Raw genomic sequence first — 18,184 nt, forward strand, 5'->3', positions numbered from 1 at the left:
GGGGAACGTCAGGGCGCCGGGACCGGCTGAGGCGGGGTCGGACCGATGTATCGGGCCGCCGGGCGGATGATCTTGGAGTCCTCCGCCTGCTCCAGGATATTGGCGCTCCAGCCGACCACTCGCGCCGCACAGAAGGTCGGCGTGAACATCTCGCGCGGCAGCCCGCACAGTTCCATGACGACCCCGGCGTAGAACTCCACGTTGGTGTGCAGCTCACGCCCCGGCTTGAGCTCGGCGAGGATCGCCTCGACCTGACGCTCCACCTCGACGGCGAAGTCGACGAGCGGGCCGCCGAAGCTCTGGGCGATCCCGCGCAGCATGCGTGAGCGCGGGTCCTCGGTGCGGTACACGGGGTGACCGAAGCCCATGATCCGCTCGCCCGCGAGCACGCGCTCGCGGATCCAGCTGTCGATGCGGTCGGGGGTGCCGATCGCGTCCAGGGTGTCGAGCGCGCGGCTGGGCGCTCCGCCGTGCAGCGGTCCGGAGAGTGCGCCGACGGCCGCCACCAGGCAGGCGGCGAGGTCCGCGCCGGTGGAGGCGACGACCCGGCCGGTGAAGGTCGAGGCGTTGAAGCCGTGGTCGACGGTGGAGATCAGATACTGCTCGACGGCCCTGACGCGGACTGGGTCCGCCTCGGAACCGGTGAGCATGTAGAGGTAGTTGGCGGCGTACGGCAGATCGTCGCGCGGCTCGACCGGTTCGAGGCCCCGGCCGAGCCGGTACAGGGCGGTCAGCACGGTGGGGACGGCTGCGCAGGCAGCCAGCGCATCGCTGCGGCGCCGGTCGCCGTCGATGTCGTACACCGGACGGAAGCCGGCCGAGGCGCCGAGCAGCGACAGGGCGGTGCGCAGCCCTGCGAGGGGGCCGGAGACGGCGCCCGCACTGGCTATGACCGGCAGGGCGTCCCGTACCTCCGGGGACAGTCGGCGCATGGCAGCGGTGCGCGCGACGAAGGCGGCGCGGGCAGCCGGACCGGGCAGCTCGCCGTGGAACATCAGGTACCAGACGTCCTCGAAGCTGCGGGTCGCCGCGAGCTCGATCGCCGAGTACTGCCGGTAGTGGTAGAAGCCCTCGCGTCCCCGGACGTCTCCGAGGGCGGTGTCCGTGACGACAACACCCGCGAGGCCTCGGGGTACGTCGAGCGGGGTTCCGTTGGTCATGGTCGGCATGTCTTCCTCCGCGAGCTTCCCTGTGCAGGCCCATCAATATTGATTCGACTGTCTATGCTTGACTTCAATCCTGTCAATGTTGATTGAATCAATATGGATACGGTGAGCAGCATGAGGGATCAAGCAGCACCCGACGACCGCGCCGACGCGAGTGCGGAGCGGCTCACGACCCGCGAGACCGCCGAGCGCCTGGGCGTGAAGCCCGAGACGGTGTACGCGTATGTCAGCCGGGGTCAGCTGAGCAGCAGGCGCGCCCCCGGTGGTCGCGGCAGTACGTTCGACGCCGCGGAGGTCGATGCGCTGGTACGGCGTACGGGACGGCGAGAACCCTCCCCCGCCGGCGGTGACCTGGTGTTCCGTACCGACCTCACGCTGATCGCGGCCGACCGGTACTACTTCCGGGGTGTCGACGCGACCGAACTGGCCACGCACTACTCCTACGAAGAGATCGCCGAATGGCTGTGGACCGGCGACCTCCGGCCCGGCATCCGCTTCACCGAGCCTGTCGAGGCCCTGGCCGCGGCGCGCCGGACCGTCGGTGCGCTGCCCGCGCACAGCGGGTCGACGGACCGGCTGCGGGTCGCCGTGGTCGCCGCGGCGGCCGCCGATCCGCTGCGCTTCGACCTCTCGCGCGAGGCCGTGCTCGGCAGCGCGCGCACGCTGATCCCGACCCTGGTCGGCGCACTGCCGACCGTGGACGGCGCGCCTGCGACGGTCGACGACGAGGCCCCTTCGCACCCGCCCGAGCTGGCGCACCGTCTGTGGCCGAAACTCACCGCCCGACCGCCCGACGCGCCCTCACTCGCCGCGCTGGACACGGCTCTCGGCCTGCTGATCGACCACGATCTGGCCGCCTCGACACTGGCCGCACGGGTCGCCGCATCCGCCCGCGCCCATCCGTACGCGGTGGTCTCCGCGGGGCTCGGTGTCCTGGAGGGCCCCCTGCACGGCGCCGCGAGCAGCCTGGCCCACAGGATGCTGACCGAGGTCCTGGAGCGGGGCAGCGCGACCCCGGTGGTCGCGGACCATCTCCGTACCGGCCGTCGGGTGCCTGGGCTCGGACACCGGCTCTACACCGGCGAGGATCCGCGCGCACGGACGCTGTTCGCCAGGCTCGCGGAGGTCCCGCAGGCGGCGCCCGCGCTGGCCGCGGCGCGCGACGTGGTCACCACGACCGCGCGCCACACCCCGCTGCACGCCAACGTCGACCTGGCGCTGGCCGTCCTCTCCGTCGCCTCCGGAATGTCCGCGGAGGCGGGTGAGACGCTTTTCGCGGTCTCCCGTACTGCGGGCTGGATCGCCCATGCGCTGGAGGAGTACGGGGAACGTCCGCTGCGGATGCGCCCCAGTGGCGACTACGGAGGCCCCCGCCCACCTCAGCCACTGCCCGCCCCGGGATCGACCGCCGCACGCGGAGGGCTTGTCGCAATAGACGGGGCATGAGGTGCAAAATATCGACGATCAGCCGGAAGTGTCCCGTGGGGGCTGCGCGGTGGACCCCCGCACCACCAGTTCCGGTTCGAAGAGCAGTTCGTCCGTCGGCACGGTACGGCCCCCGATCTGAAGGGAGAGCAGTTCGACAGCGGCGCGCCCCATGGCCTCGATCGGCTGGCGGACCGTGGTCAGCGGCGGCTCGGTGCAGTTCATGAAGGCGGAGTCGTCGTACCCCACGACCGAGACGTCGGCGGGCACGGAGAGACCGCGTCGGCGGGCCGCGCGCACTGCGCCCAGAGCGAGCGGGTCGCTGGCGCAGATGATGCCGGTGACGCCCCGGTCCAGCAGGCGCATGGCGGCGGCCTGCCCACCCTCCAGCGAGAACATGGCCCGGGCCACCCACTCGTCCGGCACGGTGGTGCCTGCCTCCTCCGCCAGCGCTTGAGCAGCGGCCAGCTTGCGCTGCGAGGGCACATGGTCGGCGGGGCCGAGCACCAGGCCGATGCGCTTGTGACCGAGCGAGACCAGATGGCGCCAGGCCTGCTCGACGGCGACGGAGTCGTCACAGGAGACACCGGGGAAGCCGAGGTGCGCAATGGCCGCGTTGATCAGGACCACCGGGATCTTGCGGTCGGCCAGCACCGTGTAGTGATCGTGTGCGGCGTCGGCCTGGTGATAGAGCCCGCCCGCGAAGACCACCCCCGACACCTGCTGCTGCAGAAGCAGCTCCACATAGTCGGCCTCGGAGACGCCGCCCTTGGTCTGGGTGCACAGCACGGGGGTCAGACCCTGCTGTGCCAGCGCACCGCCGACGACTTCGGCGAAGGCCGGGAAGATCGGATTCTGCAGCTCGGGCAGGACCAGACCGACCAGCCGCGCCCGCTCGCCCCGCAGCTGGGTCGGACGCTCGTAACCGAGGACGTCGAGTGCGGAGAGCACGGCTTTCCGGGTGGCATCGGAGACGCCGGGCTTACCGTTGAGCACCCGGCTGACCGTGGCCTCGCTGACTCCCACCTTCTGTGCCACTTGAGCAAGTCGTCGCGTCATACGCGCAAGATTAGCGCAAGAAACGCAAGCGGGTTGCGTGGAGTGAGAAACAACAAAATTTCGGAAAGCGCCGGTATGCCCTCTACCTTCATACGATGAGCGCCCCACCGCCCACCCCCCGGAGGCCGCGACGGCTCGGCTGGCCGCAGCGGGTCTTCTCCCAGGTGCTGCTGATGCAACTCGCCATCGCCACCGGCGTCACCGTACTCGCCACCGGCCTCTTTCTGGCACCCCTCAGCGCGCAGCTCGACGACGAGGCGATGCACCGTGCGCTCGCCATCGCGCAGAGCACGGCGGCCCAGCCGCAGATCACCGAGTCGCTGCTCGCCACGGCCCCCGCCCCCGGCGGGCCCGTGCAGTCGGCGGCCGAGCGGATCAGGCGGTCCACCGGCGCCGAGTACGTCGTCGTCATGGACCGGCGCGGGGTGCGCTGGTCGCACACCGACACCAGCCGGATCGGCAAGGTCGTCTCCACCGACCCCAGTGAGGCGCTCGCGGGCGACCAGGTCATGGAGATCGACAGCGGCACGCTCGGCCGCTCGGCCCGTGGCAAGGTGCCGCTCCTCGACGAGTCGGGCCACATCGTCGGTGCGGTCTCGGTCGGTATCGCGTACGACAGTGTCCGCGCCCACCTCCTCGCAACGATCCCCGAGCTGCTCGCCTACGCGGGCGGGGCGCTGGCCGTCGGGGCGCTCGCCGCCTATCTGATCTCCCGCCGCATCCAGCGTCAGACCCATGACCTGGCCTTCTCCGATATCTCCGCGATGCTCACCGAGCGCGAGGCCATGCTGCACAGCATCCGGGAAGGGGTGGTCGCGCTCGACCGGACGGGACGCATCCGGCTCCTGAACGACGAGGCGCAGCGGCTGCTCGGGATCGGCCCCGACGCCTCGGGCCGCCCTCTCGACGAGGTGCTCGGCCGTGGGCGGACCGCCGATGTGCTGGCCGGCCGGGTGACCGGCGACGATCTGCTGACCGTACGGGGCAACCGGGTGCTGCTCGCCAACCGGATGCCGACCGACGACGGGGGCGCGGTAGCCACCCTCCGCGACCGCACCGAACTCGAGCACCTCGGCCGAGAACTCGACTCCACCCGCGGTCTGATCGACGCCCTGCGCGCGCAGGACCACGAACACGCCAACCGGCTGCACACGCTCCTGGGGCTGCTGGAGCTGGAGATGCACGAGGACGCGATGGAGTTCGTCACGGAGGTCGTCGGCGGCCACCGGGCCACCGCCGAGCAGGTCACCGAGAAGGTTCACGACCCGCTGCTGGCGGCCTTGCTGGTCGGCAAGGCGACGGTCGCGGCGGAGCGCGGCGTCTCGCTGCGCATCGCGCCCAGCACCCTGCTCCCGGACCGGCTGGTGGATTCGCGCGGGCTCGTCACCGCCGTCGGCAATCTCGTCGACAACGCCCTGGACGCGGCGGCCGGATCGGACGGCGCCGTGATCGAGGTGGAGTTGCGCACGGACGGCCGTACGGTGGTGCTGCGGGTCCGCGACAGCGGCCCAGGCGTCCCTCCCGAGCAGCACGAATCGATCTTTACGGAGGGCTGGTCGACCAAGGAGCTCCCGGCGCACGGCAAACGCGGTCTGGGTCTCGCACTGGTACGGCGGCTGGCCGAACGGCAGGGCGGCAGCGCCACCGTCGACACGGCGCCGGAGGGCGGCGCCGAGTTCACCGTCGTACTGCCGGACGCCCTCACCGAACCGGGGCTGACGGCGACAGCCCTTCCGGAGCCGAGCACCGCGGGAGAAGTTCAGTGATCGAGGTCCTGGTCGTCGACGACGACATCCGGGTCGCGCGGATCAACGCGGCCTATGTCTCCAAGATGCCCGGATTCCGGGTGGCCGCGCAGGCGCACAGCGCCGCAGAGGCCCTCTCCGCGGTCGAGTCACAGCACGTGGACCTCATCCTGCTGGACCACTACATGCCCGACCGTAACGGCCTGGCCGTGGTCCGGGAGCTGCGCAGGCTCAGCCACCGCACCGACGTGATCATGGTGACGGCGGCGCGCGACGTCGCGACCGTCCAGGAAGCCATGCGCCACGGCGCGCTCCAGTACCTTGTGAAGCCGTTCACGTACGCCGGGCTCCGCACCAAGCTCGAGGCGTACGCGGCGCTGCACCACACCCTGGAGGGCGGCGGTGAGGCCGAGCAGGGTGACGTGGACCGGCTCTTCGGCGCCCTGTGGGCAGCGGGCGAACCCGGTCTGCCCAAGGGGCACTCGCCGACAACGGCGGAGCTGGTCCGCCAGGCGCTCCGGGGCGCCGACGGGCCGCTCTCCGCGCAGGAGATCGCGGAGAGCGCCGGAATGAGCCGGCAGACGGCGCAGCGCTATCTGAAGCTGCTGGAGCGGACCGGCCGCGTGCGGCTGACGCTGCGGTACGGCGAGACGGGCCGCCCGGAGCACCGCTACACCTGGGCCACCGGCTCCTGAAACACGTCCGACCGACACGGCACCGGCTCCTGGGACACGTCCGGCTACACGGCACCGGCCCCGGTCAGCGCCCGGACCTCGGTCTCCGCGTGCTTGGCAGCATCCGGTGGCTCGGCCGAGGTGACCGTGCCGATCCACCCGGCCAGGAAGCCGAGCGGAATGGAGACCAGGCCGGGGTTCTCCAGCGGGAAGAGCTGGAAGTCCACTCCGGGGAAGAGCGAGGTGGGACTGCCGGAGACGACCGGGGAGAGGAGTACGAGCAGCACCGCGGGGATCAGCCCTCCGTAGACCGACCAGACCGCCCCTCGCGTGGTGAAGTTCCGCCAGAACAGCGAGTAGAGCAGCACCGGGAGATTGGCCGAAGCGGCGACGGCGAAGGCGAGCGCCACCAGGAACGCCACATTCAGATCCTGCGCGACCAGACCGAGCGCGATGGCGGCCACCCCGATTCCGGCCGCGGCAACCCGGGCCACAGTGACCTCACTGTGCTGCTTCCAGCCCGGCCGCCTGAGCGAGGCGTAGAGGTCGTGGGCCACGGAGGCCGACGAGGCGAGCGTGATCCCGGCGACGACGGCGAGGATGGTCGCGAAGGCCACGGCGGCGACCACGGCAAACAGGATCGTTCCCCCGGTGGAGCCTTCGCCGCCGCCGAGCACCAGCGCCAGCAGTGGAACGGCCGTGTTCCCGGCGGGATTCGACGCCCGGACGTCCGCCGAACCGACCAGCGCCGCCGCCCCGAACCCGAGCACGATCGTCATCAGGTAAAAGCTGCCGATGAGGCCGATCGACCAGACGACCGAGCGGCGGGCGGCGCGGGCGGTGGGCACCGTGTAGAAGCGCGACAGGATGTGCGGCAGCCCCGCCGTGCCGAGCACCAGGGCAAGGCCCAGGCTGATGAAGTCGAAGCGCGCGGTCCAGCTCCCGCCGTACTTGAGGCCGGGCGAGAGGAACTCCAGCCCGTGTCCGCTCCGTTCGGCCGCGGAGTTGAGCAGCGTGTTGACATTGCCGTGGAAGTGGACCAGTACGAGCACGGTGAGCACGCTCGCGCCCACCATCAGCAGAACGGCCTTGACGATCTGGATCCAGGTCGTGGCGCGCATTCCGCCGAGGGACACATAGATCACCATGAGCGCTCCGACCCCGATGACGGTCCAGGAGCGGGCGGCACCACTCGTACCGCCGAGAAGCAGAGCGACCAGGCTGCCCGCACCCACCATCTGCGCCACCAGATAGAGCACGGAGACGGTGACGGAGGAGGTACCTGCCGCGATCCGTACCGGACGTTCCGTCATCCTGGCCGCCACCACATCGGCGAGGGTGAACCGGCCGCAGTTGCGGACGAGTTCGGCGACGAGCAGCAGGACGACGAGCCAGGCGACGAGGAATCCGACCGAGTAGAGCATGCCGTCGTAACCGAACAGGGCGATCAGACCGGAGATGCCGAGGAAGGATGCGGCCGACATGTAGTCGCCGGCGATGGCAAAACCGTTCTCCATGGGAGAGAACAGCCGGCCGCCCGCATAGAACTCCTCCGCCGAACCGTGCCGGTTGCGGCTCACCCAGGTGGTGATGGCGAGCGTCACTGCAATGAACGCGCTGAACAGCAGCAGCGCCAGGGTCTGGTGGTTCCCGATCAACGCCCGATCCCCCGCGTCATTTCCTGAGTGTCCCAGCGCAGATCGAGCGCGGCCCGGTCCCTGCGCAGCCGCGCATGACGCGCGTATGCCCCGGTGAGCAGGAACGTCGTGAGGAACTGTCCGAGCCCCGCGACCATCGCCACATTGACCGCGCCGGCCACCGGACGGGCCATCAGCCCGGGTGCGGTGATTGCCGTGACGACATAGGCGAGGTACCAGACAAGGAAGGCGAGAGTGGCGGGGACGACGAACCGCCGGTACCTACGGCGCACTTCCTGGAAGGCCTCGCTGCGCTGCACCTCCAGATAGATGTCGGCCGCACTGTGGCCGCGCTGCGAGGCCACGGAACCGTGGGGCCCGGCCGGCACGAAACCTCCCGTGCCGTCCAGCTCGCCCCATCCGGAGGCCAGCGCGTCGTACCACGGGTCGTCGAGTCGCATCGCTGCGGCCTCGCTCCCTGCTTCCTTCTCCACCGAACAACTCCCCTTGTCCACGGACCACTTCGGCCGCGTACCCAAGAATGGACAGATCGGGAAGTTCCCGGGCACGTCATTCGGCGCACTTCACCTCTTCAGGTGAAGGATGTCCCGGGCGGGTGTGCGAGCCCGCGAACATACGCATAGCGCACGGCCTGTGCCCTGTCGCCCACCCCGGCCTTGGCAAAGAGATTGTTGATGTGGCTCGTCACGGTGGCCTGCGAGATGTGCAGCGTGCGGGCGATCTCCGGGTTGGACAGTCCCTCCGCGATCAGGACGAGCTGACGGCGGCGTACGCGGCGAGCGCGACGACCGTGGCGGGACCCCCCGCCGGGAGCGGCAACCGCTCCGGTGCCGTGACCGCGCAGCCGCACCACAGGATCACGGTCGGCACACTCGCACCGGCTTGCTGCGCCCCGAAGGCTGCCGCCATCAGGAGCGCCAGCGCCCCAAAGAGGGCCAGAGCCGATGCTCCGGGCCGGCCCGGAAGAACGCCCGCGCGGCCCAGGCACAGCCGATGACGACCAGCAGGCCGACCATGACTTCCCAGGGCCCGAACCTGCCGTTGGAGAAGGTGCCCCAGAGCACGAGAGTCAGCACCAGCACGCGGACGGACCAGGCGATGGCCGCCCGGGGGCGGGTGCGGCCCCGTGTCGAGAGAGCCTCCCGGGACGACCAACTCGTCCAGGCAGCGCTTGTCACACACGGTCCTTCCACGCAGGCTGCGACGGCATGGCGTCGGCAGCACCACCGTACGCCGGGCGCACCTGGCGGGCCCGCCACGTCAGCACGCCGCTGCCCACCAGCAGCGTCACCGCAAGAGCCGGCATCAGGGCGCCACTGCCTTGATCCATGCCCATCAGCGCGCAGCCCCGTACAGGGCGGCTCGCAGCACCAGACCCCCTGTCCATACGAAGACGGCGGCCTCGGTGCCCTTGCTCCACAACGAGCCGTCCGGTTCACGCCACAGCCTGGCCGTCCAGCCCCAGCCGGCGCCGGTGACCAGCCCCACCAGCAGTTCGGCACCGAGGACCGCGACGGACAACGCCTCGCGGTGCGTGTCCATCAGCCCGGGTTCGCGCAAGGAAACGAAGATCAGGATGCCCGGCAGAATCCACCAGCGCCGGTCGTCGGAGATCCGCCGCGCCGAGCACGGACCACGACGAAGGCGACGACGGCAATGATCAGCAGGGCATCGACGAGCCCGGACATGGCGGCCTCCGAAGTGCGGGAACGGTCATCGCCTTCGACGCCACGGAAAGGCCCAGGTCAGGGGATCGGCTCAGGGGTTGATCGTGGGTGGAGTCGCCGTCTGCACCCACGGGTGCAGACGGCGACTGCCGGTCATGCGTCGATGCGGGAGCGGTCCAGCGTGGCCGCCGAGCTGGAGATGAACTCCTTGCGCGGCGCGACCTCGTTGCCCATCAGCAGATCGAAGACCTGCTCGGACGATTCCAGGTCGCCGATGTTGATCCGCCGCAGCGTGCGGTGACGCGGATCCATCGTGGTCTCCGCCAGCTGATCGGCGTCCATCTCGCCGAGACCCTTGTACCGCTGGATCGAGTCCTTGTAGCGCACGTTCTTCCGCTGCAGCTCCAGGACCGTCTCCCGAAGCTCACGGTCCGAGTACGTGTAGATGTACTTGTCCTGGCCCTTCTTCGGCTGACTGAGCTCGATCCGGTGCAGCGGCGGCACCGCCGCGAAGACCCGGCCCGCCTCGACCATGGGCCGCATGTAGCGCTGGAAGAGCGTGAGCAGCAGAATGCGGATATGCGCGCCGTCGACATCGGCGTCGACGAGAAGGATGATCTTCCCGTAGCGAGCCGCGTCGATGTCGAAGGTCCTGCCGGACCCCGCTCCTATGACCTGGATGATCGCGCCGCACTCGGCGTTCTTGAGCATGTCCGTGACGGACGCCTTCTGGACATTGAGAATCTTGCCGCGGATCGGCAGCAGCGCCTGGAACTCGGAGTTCCGGGCGAGCTTGGCGGTACCCAGCGCCGAGTCTCCCTCGACGATGAACAGCTCGCTGCGCTCCACGTCGTCACTGCGGCAGTCGGCGAGCTTGGCCGGCAGCGAGGAGGACTCCAGGGCCGTCTTCCGGCGCTGCGCGTCCTTGTGCTGACGGGCCGCAATGCGGGTCCGCGCGGCGGCCACCGCCTTGTCCAGGACCGCCCTGGCCTGCGCCTTGGCGTCACGCTTGGTGGAGGTCAGGAATGCCTTGAGTTCCTTGGCCACGACATTGGCGACGATCCGGTTGGCTGCCGAGGTACCGAGTACCTCCTTGGTCTGGCCCTCGAACTGCGGCTCCGCGAGCCGTACCGTGACGACCACGGTGAGACCCTCCAGGGCGTCGTCCTTGACGATGTCGTCCTCGGCGACGCGCAGCAGCTTCGCGGAGCGGAGCACCTCGTTGACCGTCTTGGTCACGGAGCGTTCGAAGCCGGACACATGGGTGCCACCCTTGGGGGTGGCGATGATGTTGACGAAGGACTTGAGGTTCGTGTCGTACCCCGTGCCCCAGCGCATGGCGATGTCGACGACGAGCTCACGGGTCACCTCGGTCGCCGTCATGTGCCCGCGCTCGTCCAGGACCGGCACGGTCTCCTTGAAGGTGCCCTGTCCGGTCAGCCGCAGAACGTCGCAGACAGCCTTGTCCTGCGCAAGGTACTCGCAGAATTCGCTGATCCCGCCGTCGAAGCGGAACGTCTCCTCGGTCTTGCCCTCACCGTCGAGACCGCGCTCGTCGCGCACGACGATCGTGAGGCCGGGGACGAGGAACGCCGTCTGCCGTGCCCGCTGGTAGAGCGTCTCCAGGCCGAGCTTGGCGTCCTTGAGGAAGATCTGCCGGTCCGCCCAGTAGCGCACCCTGGTGCCGGTGCGCGTCTTCGGCACCCGCTTCCCCTTGCGAAGGCCGTTGGCCGGGTCGAACGGGCTGTCCGGCCCCTGCTCGGTGAAGATGCCCGGAACGCCGCGCCGGAAGCTGATCGAGTGGGTCGCGCTGTTGCGGTCGACCTCGACGTCGAGCCGGGCCGAGAGCGCGTTGACGACGGAGGCGCCGACGCCGTGCAGACCACCCGACGCGGCGTACGAGCCGCCACCGAACTTGCCGCCGGCGTGCAGCTTGGTCATCACGACTTCGATACCGGTCAGGCCGGTCTTGGGCTCCACGTCGACCGGGATGCCCCGGCCATTGTCCCGGACCTCGACGGAGTTGTCGTCGTGGAGGATGACCTCGATGTGATCGCAGTAACCGCCGAGAGCCTCGTCGACCGAGTTGTCGATGATCTCCCAGAGGCAGTGCAAGAGGCCGCGGCTGTCAGTCGACCCGATGTACATCCCGGGGCGCTTGCGCACCGCTTCGAGCCCCTCGAGTACGAGAAGGTGCCGCGCGGTGTAGTTGGAGCCGTCTCGGTCTGCTCCGGTCAGCAGCGCAGTGGACGGCACGGACGTATCGGCGGTCACGCGGTTCGCTCCTCGCTGAATTTCATTTGGGGCCCGAGTGGGTAGCGGGCTCGGCTTCGGTAGCCGCTGAGAGCGTACCGAGGCCTCATAGAGCGGTTGTAACGCCACCCTCGGGGAATGCTCACACTAGTCCAGCCTCGCATACGCGTTCGATCCCTCGTTGGAGTGACGCGCACATCACGTTCCCTTCGAGGCATGAACCATTTAGGCTCCGGGCACGTCCTCATGAACAAACCGGCAAGCCGGCCGGACGGACCGACCAATACCAGCAACGCGAAACCGTAGCGCTACGCAATACGGCACATTCGCCGCCAACCGGCAACAGACAGCCATCTTGAGAAGAAGTTTCGAAGAAAAGCCACGAGCGGGAACGTTTTCGGCCTGGTTGGATGTTGACCCTGGTACGACAGCTCGTCGAGCTAGAGAAGAGGCGACGTGACTACTGTTCTGACCCCCGCGAGCCCGCTGACCGCAGCAGACCGCTGTGACCGTTGCGGCGCCCAGGCATATCTGCGCGTCGTCCTGATCAGCGGCGGTGAACTGCTCTTCTGCGCCCACCACGGTCGCAAGTTCGAGCCGGAACTCAAGAAGATCGCCGCGGAAATACAGGATGAGACGGACCGGCTGACGGCCGTGCAGGCCAATGCCGCCGAAGAGGAACAACACTGACACCTCGCATCCACGACGAGCCAGGGACCGGTTCCTTACCGGCCGACGGGCGGCTCCCCCTGCGAAGGGGGAGCCGCCCGTTCTCATAGCTACGAAGCGGTGCCGGTCAGCTACTGCCCGCCATCCACCCGATGGCGGCGGAGATCCGCGTGTAGACGCCGGGACTGCCCGGGAGCCCGCAGCCGTTCCCCCAGGAGACCAGTCCAACGAGTCTCCCTTGGGCGACCAACGGCCCTCCGCTGTCACCCTGACATGCGTCGTACCCTCCCAGCGGCTCGCCTGCACAGAGCATCATCGCGGCCCGGTACTTCCCCACCGAGCCCCCCGGGTAGGCCCGCTCGCACGTACTGTCCGGAAGGACGCTCAACCGGGCGGAACGGAGCGACGACGCATAGTCACCGCGCCCTGTCGTGTCTCCCCATCCATAGACCACGGCGCCGGCAGCCGGCTCATAGGCCTGGTCACCGGCCTTAGCCATCGAGATCACGCTCTTTTCGGGGAGCGCCTCGGCCAGAGTGAGCACCGCCAGATCACCGGCGTTGGTCGCGGAGTCGTACCCCGGATTGATCCATGTCCCCTTCACCGCGATCTCATGACCTCCGGCCCCGTTCAGCTCGTCCCGCCCGGCAATGATCCGCAGATCACGCACCTGGCTCACGTCGGTGCCGAGCGCCTCCTGGTTCAGGCAGTGCGCGGCAGTCAGCGCCTTCGTCGGGGCCACCATCACGCCTCCGCAGAACTGGCCCGCACGGGTACCTCCGAAACGGTTACGGCTGGACAGCGCGACAACCCAGGGACTGTCCTTGACGTGAGCGGGCTGTCCGCCGATGACAATGCTGTCCGCAGCCGCCGGAACCGGGGATCCGAGCGGTATCACGGCCACGGCGGCAGTCAGGGCGAGTGCCGCGGTCATGGCGCGTGCGACGGTACGGGACATGCGTACTCCTGACTCTGTGATGGATCATGCCCACTCAGAGTTATCCAGCCCGTCGGCGTTCGCACCCGCACATAGGCCGAGGGCCCGGTTCCCATGGGAACCGGGCCCTCGGCCTGCGTACTCCTGCGACCTAGTCGAGGTAGTCGCGCAGCACCTGCGAACGCGACGGGTGGCGCAGCTTCGACATGGTCTTCGACTCGATCTGGCGAATGCGCTCACGCGTCACGCCGTAGACCTTGCCGATCTCGTCAAGGGTCTTCGGCTGACCGTCGGTGAGACCGAAGCGCATCGAGACCACGCCCGCCTCACGCTCGGAGAGCGTGTCGAGCACCGAGTGCAACTGCTCCTGAAGGAGCGTGAAGCTGACCGCGTCCGCCGGGACGACCGCCTCGGAGTCCTCGATCAGGTCACCGAACTCGCTGTCCCCGTCCTCACCCAGCGGGGTGTGGAGGGAGATCGGCTCACGACCGTACTTCTGGACCTCGATGACCTTCTCGGGGGTCATGTCGAGTTCCTTGGCCAGCTCCTCCGGGGTGGGCTCGCGGCCCAGGTCCTGGAGCATCTGGCGCTGCACACGCGCGAGCTTGTTGATGACCTCGACCATGTGCACCGGGATACGGATGGTGCGGGCCTGGTCGGCCATGGCGCGGGTGATCGCCTGACGGATCCACCAGGTGGCGTACGTGGAGAACTTGTAGCCCTTGGTGTAGTCGAACTTCTCGACCGCGCGGATCAGACCGAGGTTGCCCTCCTGGATCAGGTCCAGGAACAGCATGCCGCGGCCGGTGTACCGCTTGGCCAGCGAGACCACGAGACGGAGGTTGGCCTCCAGCAGGTGGTTCTTGGCGCGACGGCCGTCCTCGGCGATGATCTCCAGCTCGCGCTTGAGCTTCGGTGCGAGCTTGTCGGAGTTCGCCAGCTTGTCCTCGGCGAACAGACCCGCCTCGATGCGCTTGGCGAGCTCGACCTCCTGCTCGGCATTGAGGAGGGGAACCTTGCCGATCTGCTTCAGGTAGTCCTTGACCGGGTCGGCCGTGGCACCGGCGACGGCAACCTGCTGTGCAGGTGCGTCGTCCTCGTCGTCGTCGGAGAGGACGAAGCCCTTGTTCTCGCCCTCGCCCTCCTCTTCGTCGCCCTTGCCTACCTGTACTTCCTCGGCCGCCTCGTCGCCGTCGAGCAGCTCGTCGGCGTCCTTCTTGCCGGACTTCTTCGTTGCTGTCTTCTTGGCCGCCGTCTTCTTCACGGCGGTCTTCTTGGCAGCCGTCTTCTTGGCTGCCGCCTTCTTCGCAGGGCTGGCCGCGGCGGCGTCGTCGGCCACCACGTCCACGGTCTCGGCCGACGGGGCGGCGGTGGCCGCGACGGTCCTCGTCACGGTCGTCTTGGCCGCGACAGTCTTGGTGGCGGTGCGCTTGACCGGGCTCTTTGCTGCGACGCTCTTGCGGGCGCGTTTCGGCGACTCCGCGGCACTGACCATCAGCGTCACACCCTCTTCCTCGAGGATCTGGTTGAGGCTGCGCAGAACATTCTTCCACTGGGTTGGCGGAATCTGGTCAGCCTCGAAGGCCCGACGCACGTCATCGCCGGCGATCTGCCCATCAGCCTTTCCCCGCTCGATGAGCGCCATCACAGACTCTGACTCGGCGATCTCCGGCGGGAGCGTACGGGATGTGCTGGCCGACACGAACAACCTCTCGGAACGATGGAAACGGCTTCCGGCCCGGCCCCGGAGAGGGCTGGAACCGACGACCGTCGGGCTGGGAATGCACCGACGGCGCGGGCTTGGCCTCAGAACTGCACAGCGCGCCCAAGGGCTGCTGTATTCCTTCCGCGACGGTCACCTCTTAAGTCATCGCACTGTCTCGAGGAGTGTTACGCCCAATCCGCGTGGCCCGAGTCACACCTCATTTGCGACGAACATGACCAGGAACGACATCTCTCCACAATTGTGCCGCCGGACCACGAGGGTCCGGCGACACGTGGTCCGTGACCCTGGCCGCGTTGCGCTCAGTGCTCGCGCGGCGCAGGCACCACTCGCTCCACCTCCGGGTGGACGACGAGAAGTTGGCGCATGGCCGCCTCGGCGCCCGTCGCATCGCCCGTCGCCAGGGCCTCGACGATCCGGGCGTGGTGGCCGAGGGAGGCCTCGCTGGGACGGTCGCAGGCCGTGATCGGACCGCCCGAGACCTGCAGGGCGGCGGAAACGATGCCGGAGAGGTGTTCGAGCATGCGATTGCCGGCGGCCTGAATGAGCAGCGAGTGGAACTCTGCATCGGCCCGGGAGCAGGTGATCCCGTCACCCTGAGCGACCGCGTGCCCCATGATCTCGACCATGTCAGCGAGGCGCTGCTGGATGTCCTCGCGCCCGTGGCCGGCGGCCAGGCGCGCGGCGAGCGGCTCGATCGTCCAGCGGAGCTCACCCAGCTCACGGCGCTGGTCGTCGCGCTGCGGACCGAAGGCTCGCCACTCGATGATGTCGGGGTCCAACAAATTCCAGTCACTGACCGGGCGGACCCGGGTCCCCACGTTCGGCCGGGCACTGACCAGACCTTTGGCCTCAAGAACGCGCAGTGACTCGCGTACGACAGTGCGGGAGACCTCGAAACGCTGGCCGATCTCCTCCGGCACGAGCGGGCGGTCGGCGCCCAGGTCACCGGAGACGATCATCTGACCCAGCTGCTGAACGAGTTGGCCGTGGAGGCCGCGGCCCCGGCTTGCCGAGCCCCGTCGGCCCACCCGGCCCAGCTCGGCATCGGTGCCGTCCCAGGAACGGACGGCTGCACGCTCGCCGGCCGGCGCCTCCGTATAGGGGTAGCGATCGAGATCACCCGAGCCGGCGAGGCCGGAGTCGACGGAGCGGGCGGCGGTCATCATGGTGTGCGCAAGGGTACTCACGCATCCTTTGTCGGCGCGGCCCAGCCGCCCCTTGAGGTCTTTGGTGAAAAGCACACGAAAGGGTGATCGGCGCCAGCCCCCCAATTGACGCCTTATCTGTATAAAACGGGCGCCTATCAAGGGGTTTCGAGCCCTTCTCCGGTCCGGTCGCATTCCGTGATCACCAACGAACCCTGCCGCGAAGACTGGTGAACAAATACGCGCAGATCAGGACCGAGAGCGACAACGACAGCGCCGCCCCCACAGGGTGCACCACCATGCGCACAACAGCCGTCATCCATCGGTCCACCACGTGCGGCCACTGCACCCAGGCCAGTTCGCGGAGCCTGGCCGGAAGTCCGAGCATCGAATGTGCGGTCGACTCCGTCGGCACCTTCTCCACCAGCGGAACGACAAGCACGGGAACGGCGAGAACCGCGGCAACTCCGGCGCCGTCACCCTGAAGATTCCGGCGGCCAACAGACCCGCCCAGGCGCAGCCCACGTTCAGGCCCGCCCAACTCCCCGCAAGAGATGTCGCATTCGGCGGGACCCGGATCAAGTCGCCTCCGTACACGAGATGGAGGGCCTCCTCGGATGCCAGCACTGCCAGCAGCGCAAGCAGCACCGCGACGCCCGCCGAAACGAGCAGCTTGGCCAGTAGCAGGCCGAGGCGGCGGGGAACGGTGCCGCGGCCCGCCGCGAGCGCGGGGTAGCGGAACTCGTCGCCGAACGAGAGCGCCCCGAGCAGCCCGGCGCCGCATGCTACGGGCGGCAGCGGAAGCAGTGAGGGCCAGCCGGCGAGCACACGGGGGAGCGGGGCATGGCCGGTGCGGGCGAGCAGGACCGAGAGCCCGACGGATACAACCAGAACGGCAGTCGTGATCAACGTTGTTTTTCGGATTCCGAGGAGTCGGCGCAGTTCATAGCGCAGCGGCTGGAGCGGGCCACGAGCCGGACGCCGCCGGACCGGTGGCGGCAGTTCCGACGCGGAGCCGGGCGACGCGGGTCCCGGTCCGGCCTCCGGATCGGCGGCCGGCGACTCCGCACGAGATGCAGCCCCTGATTCGGAAGGATCGGCGGTGACCGGGCCGGTGCCACCGACCTCGTCGGCGAGTTGATGAACGGGTACGCCGTGACGGAATGCCGTGTCGCCGATCTCCGCGCAGCTGCTGCCGTACACCGACAGACGGTTGCTCGCTTCGGCGACCACCTCGACGGAGCGCTGCGCCGTACGTGCCTCACGGCTGACGACCGCGGCGAGGCGGGCGGCGTGCGGGGTACGGACCGCAACGCGGGGGCGCAGCCGGGTGCGGGAAAAGTCAGCGTTGCCCTGGTCGGCGACGAGGCGTCCGGAGTCGACAGTGACCACGTGGTCGGCCGCGCGCGCCGCCTCCTTGGGGTCGCGGGTGGTGTAGAGAACCGTCCCGCCCCGGGCGGCATGGGCGCGCAGCAGCCCGTGCAGCCAGCTCTTCTCGTGGGGGGAGAGACCCTCTCCGGGATCGTCGAGGATCAGCGCATGAGGGTCGCCGAGCAGCGCCGCCGCGAGGCCGAGCCTGCGGTCCATACCGACCGACATCGCGCCGATGCGCTGATCTCGGAGGGCGCCGAGGCCGACGGTCTCGAGCAGTTCGTCGGCCCGGGAGGCGGGCACCCCCGCGGCTGCGCAGAGCATACGGAGCTGGCCACGGGCGGTACGAGCGGGATGACCGGGTACGTCTCCGAGGAGCACTCCCACCTCATGGGCGGGGTGTGGGATGCGGTGCAGCGGTCTGCCGCGGAAGTAGGTGATCCCCCGCCCCGATTCGATGTCGAGCATCAGACGAAGGGCCATGGTCTTGCCGGAGCCGGGGGCGCCGAGGAGCGCGGTGACGGCGCCCGGCCCGGCTTCGAAAGTGAGGTCGTCCACGGCGGGTGGAAGGCCGCGGTGAGGGGCGCTGGTGAGTCCGATGGCCTGGAGCATCGCTTCTCTCGCGGAAGGTGAGACCGCTCGGCGGCAAGGTGATTACCGCAGCAAGATAACGCGACATTTTGGACTTT

The 18,184-nt window shown here is 69.0% G+C and carries 15 protein-coding genes and 2 pseudogenes; 4 read left to right on the forward strand and 13 right to left on the reverse strand.

The features are described from left to right. Positions 1-8: 8 nt before the first annotated feature. Entirely contained in the window at positions 9-1,169 is a 1,161-nt protein-coding gene (locus ABZV38_RS11810) for a citrate synthase/methylcitrate synthase (RefSeq protein WP_356326630.1), read from the reverse strand. A gap of 111 nt (positions 1,170-1,280) precedes the next feature. Between ABZV38_RS11810 and ABZV38_RS11815 the strand changes: the two genes are divergently transcribed. After that, positions 1,281-2,612, forward strand: a complete 1,332-nt coding sequence (locus ABZV38_RS11815) for a citrate synthase (protein WP_356326631.1) — start codon at positions 1,281-1,283, stop codon at positions 2,610-2,612. Positions 2,613-2,630: 18 nt separating this feature from the next. Here the strand turns inward: ABZV38_RS11815 and ABZV38_RS11820 are convergent, their stop codons facing one another. Next, the gene (locus ABZV38_RS11820) at positions 2,631-3,650 is read right to left on the reverse strand and encodes a LacI family DNA-binding transcriptional regulator (protein ID WP_356326632.1); all 1,020 of its coding nucleotides are present in this window, start codon (positions 3,648-3,650) and stop codon (positions 2,631-2,633) included. Positions 3,651-3,745: 95 nt separating this feature from the next. On the opposite strand from ABZV38_RS11820, the gene ABZV38_RS11825 reads away from it, so the two are divergent. Both ABZV38_RS11825 and ABZV38_RS11830 read left to right on the forward strand, forming a co-directional pair. Beyond that, positions 3,746-5,416 (forward strand): sensor histidine kinase, encoded by a 1,671-nt coding sequence (locus ABZV38_RS11825; protein WP_356326633.1) that lies wholly within the window; start codon positions 3,746-3,748, stop codon positions 5,414-5,416. Further along, positions 5,413-6,090 (forward strand): response regulator, encoded by a 678-nt coding sequence (locus tag ABZV38_RS11830; RefSeq protein ID WP_356326634.1) that lies wholly within the window; start codon positions 5,413-5,415, stop codon positions 6,088-6,090. Before ABZV38_RS11825 ends, ABZV38_RS11830 begins: the two co-directional genes overlap by 4 nt. A 44-nt stretch (positions 6,091-6,134) precedes the next feature. Here ABZV38_RS11830 and ABZV38_RS11835 read toward each other — a convergent pair whose 3' ends face one another. The 7 genes and pseudogenes from ABZV38_RS11835 to ABZV38_RS11865 form a co-directional block, all read right to left on the reverse strand. Then, on the reverse strand, positions 6,135-7,727 hold the full coding sequence (locus ABZV38_RS11835; RefSeq protein WP_356326635.1) for a cation acetate symporter: 1,593 nt from the start codon (positions 7,725-7,727) through the stop codon (positions 6,135-6,137). After that, on the reverse strand, positions 7,724-8,167 hold the full coding sequence (locus ABZV38_RS11840; protein ID WP_356326709.1) for a DUF485 domain-containing protein: 444 nt from the start codon (positions 8,165-8,167) through the stop codon (positions 7,724-7,726). Before ABZV38_RS11840 ends, ABZV38_RS11835 begins: the two co-directional genes overlap by 4 nt. 131 nt (positions 8,168-8,298) lie before the next feature. Then, positions 8,299-8,484: pseudogene (locus tag ABZV38_RS11845) on the reverse strand (LuxR C-terminal-related transcriptional regulator); the annotation flags it as partial. A gap of 151 nt (positions 8,485-8,635) precedes the next feature. Further along, entirely contained in the window at positions 8,636-8,905 is a 270-nt protein-coding gene (locus ABZV38_RS11850) for a hypothetical protein (RefSeq protein WP_356326636.1), read from the reverse strand. After that, positions 8,902-9,057, reverse strand: coding sequence for a hypothetical protein (locus ABZV38_RS11855; RefSeq protein WP_356326637.1), 156 nt, complete (start codon positions 9,055-9,057; stop codon positions 8,902-8,904). Before ABZV38_RS11855 ends, ABZV38_RS11850 begins: the two co-directional genes overlap by 4 nt. A 5-nt stretch (positions 9,058-9,062) precedes the next feature. Next, complete coding sequence (locus tag ABZV38_RS11860; protein WP_356326638.1) at positions 9,063-9,287, reverse strand: hypothetical protein; 225 nt, start codon at positions 9,285-9,287, stop codon at positions 9,063-9,065. Positions 9,288-9,547: 260 nt separating this feature from the next. Next, positions 9,548-11,668 (reverse strand): DNA topoisomerase IV subunit B, encoded by a 2,121-nt coding sequence (locus tag ABZV38_RS11865; protein WP_356326639.1) that lies wholly within the window; start codon positions 11,666-11,668, stop codon positions 9,548-9,550. A gap of 435 nt (positions 11,669-12,103) precedes the next feature. Between ABZV38_RS11865 and ABZV38_RS11870 the strand changes: the two genes are divergently transcribed. Beyond that, positions 12,104-12,337 (forward strand): hypothetical protein, encoded by a 234-nt coding sequence (locus ABZV38_RS11870; RefSeq protein ID WP_030927184.1) that lies wholly within the window; start codon positions 12,104-12,106, stop codon positions 12,335-12,337. A gap of 106 nt (positions 12,338-12,443) precedes the next feature. Here ABZV38_RS11870 and ABZV38_RS11875 read toward each other — a convergent pair whose 3' ends face one another. The 4 genes and pseudogenes from ABZV38_RS11875 to ABZV38_RS11890 form a co-directional block, all read right to left on the reverse strand. Beyond that, positions 12,444-13,274 carry a serine protease gene (locus tag ABZV38_RS11875; RefSeq protein ID WP_356326640.1) on the reverse strand — a complete coding sequence of 277 codons (831 nt, stop codon included), beginning with the start codon at positions 13,272-13,274 and terminating at the stop codon, positions 12,444-12,446. 130 nt (positions 13,275-13,404) lie between these two features. Continuing rightward, a complete protein-coding gene (locus ABZV38_RS11880; RefSeq protein ID WP_356326641.1) occupies positions 13,405-14,955 on the reverse strand; it encodes an RNA polymerase sigma factor in 1,551 nt (516 codons plus the stop codon). Between the two features lie 323 nt (positions 14,956-15,278). Beyond that, positions 15,279-16,145: a FadR/GntR family transcriptional regulator gene (locus tag ABZV38_RS11885; protein WP_356326710.1), complete on the reverse strand. Its 867-nt coding sequence runs from the start codon at positions 16,143-16,145 to the stop codon at positions 15,279-15,281. Between the two features lie 181 nt (positions 16,146-16,326). Then, positions 16,327-18,107 (reverse strand): annotated as a pseudogene (locus tag ABZV38_RS11890) (ATP-binding cassette domain-containing protein). Between the last annotated feature and the right edge of the window lie 77 nt (positions 18,108-18,184).

It is taken from the genome of Streptomyces sp. NPDC005181 (assembly GCF_040608395.1).
Taxonomy (GTDB): Bacteria; Actinomycetota; Actinomycetes; order Streptomycetales; family Streptomycetaceae; genus Streptomyces.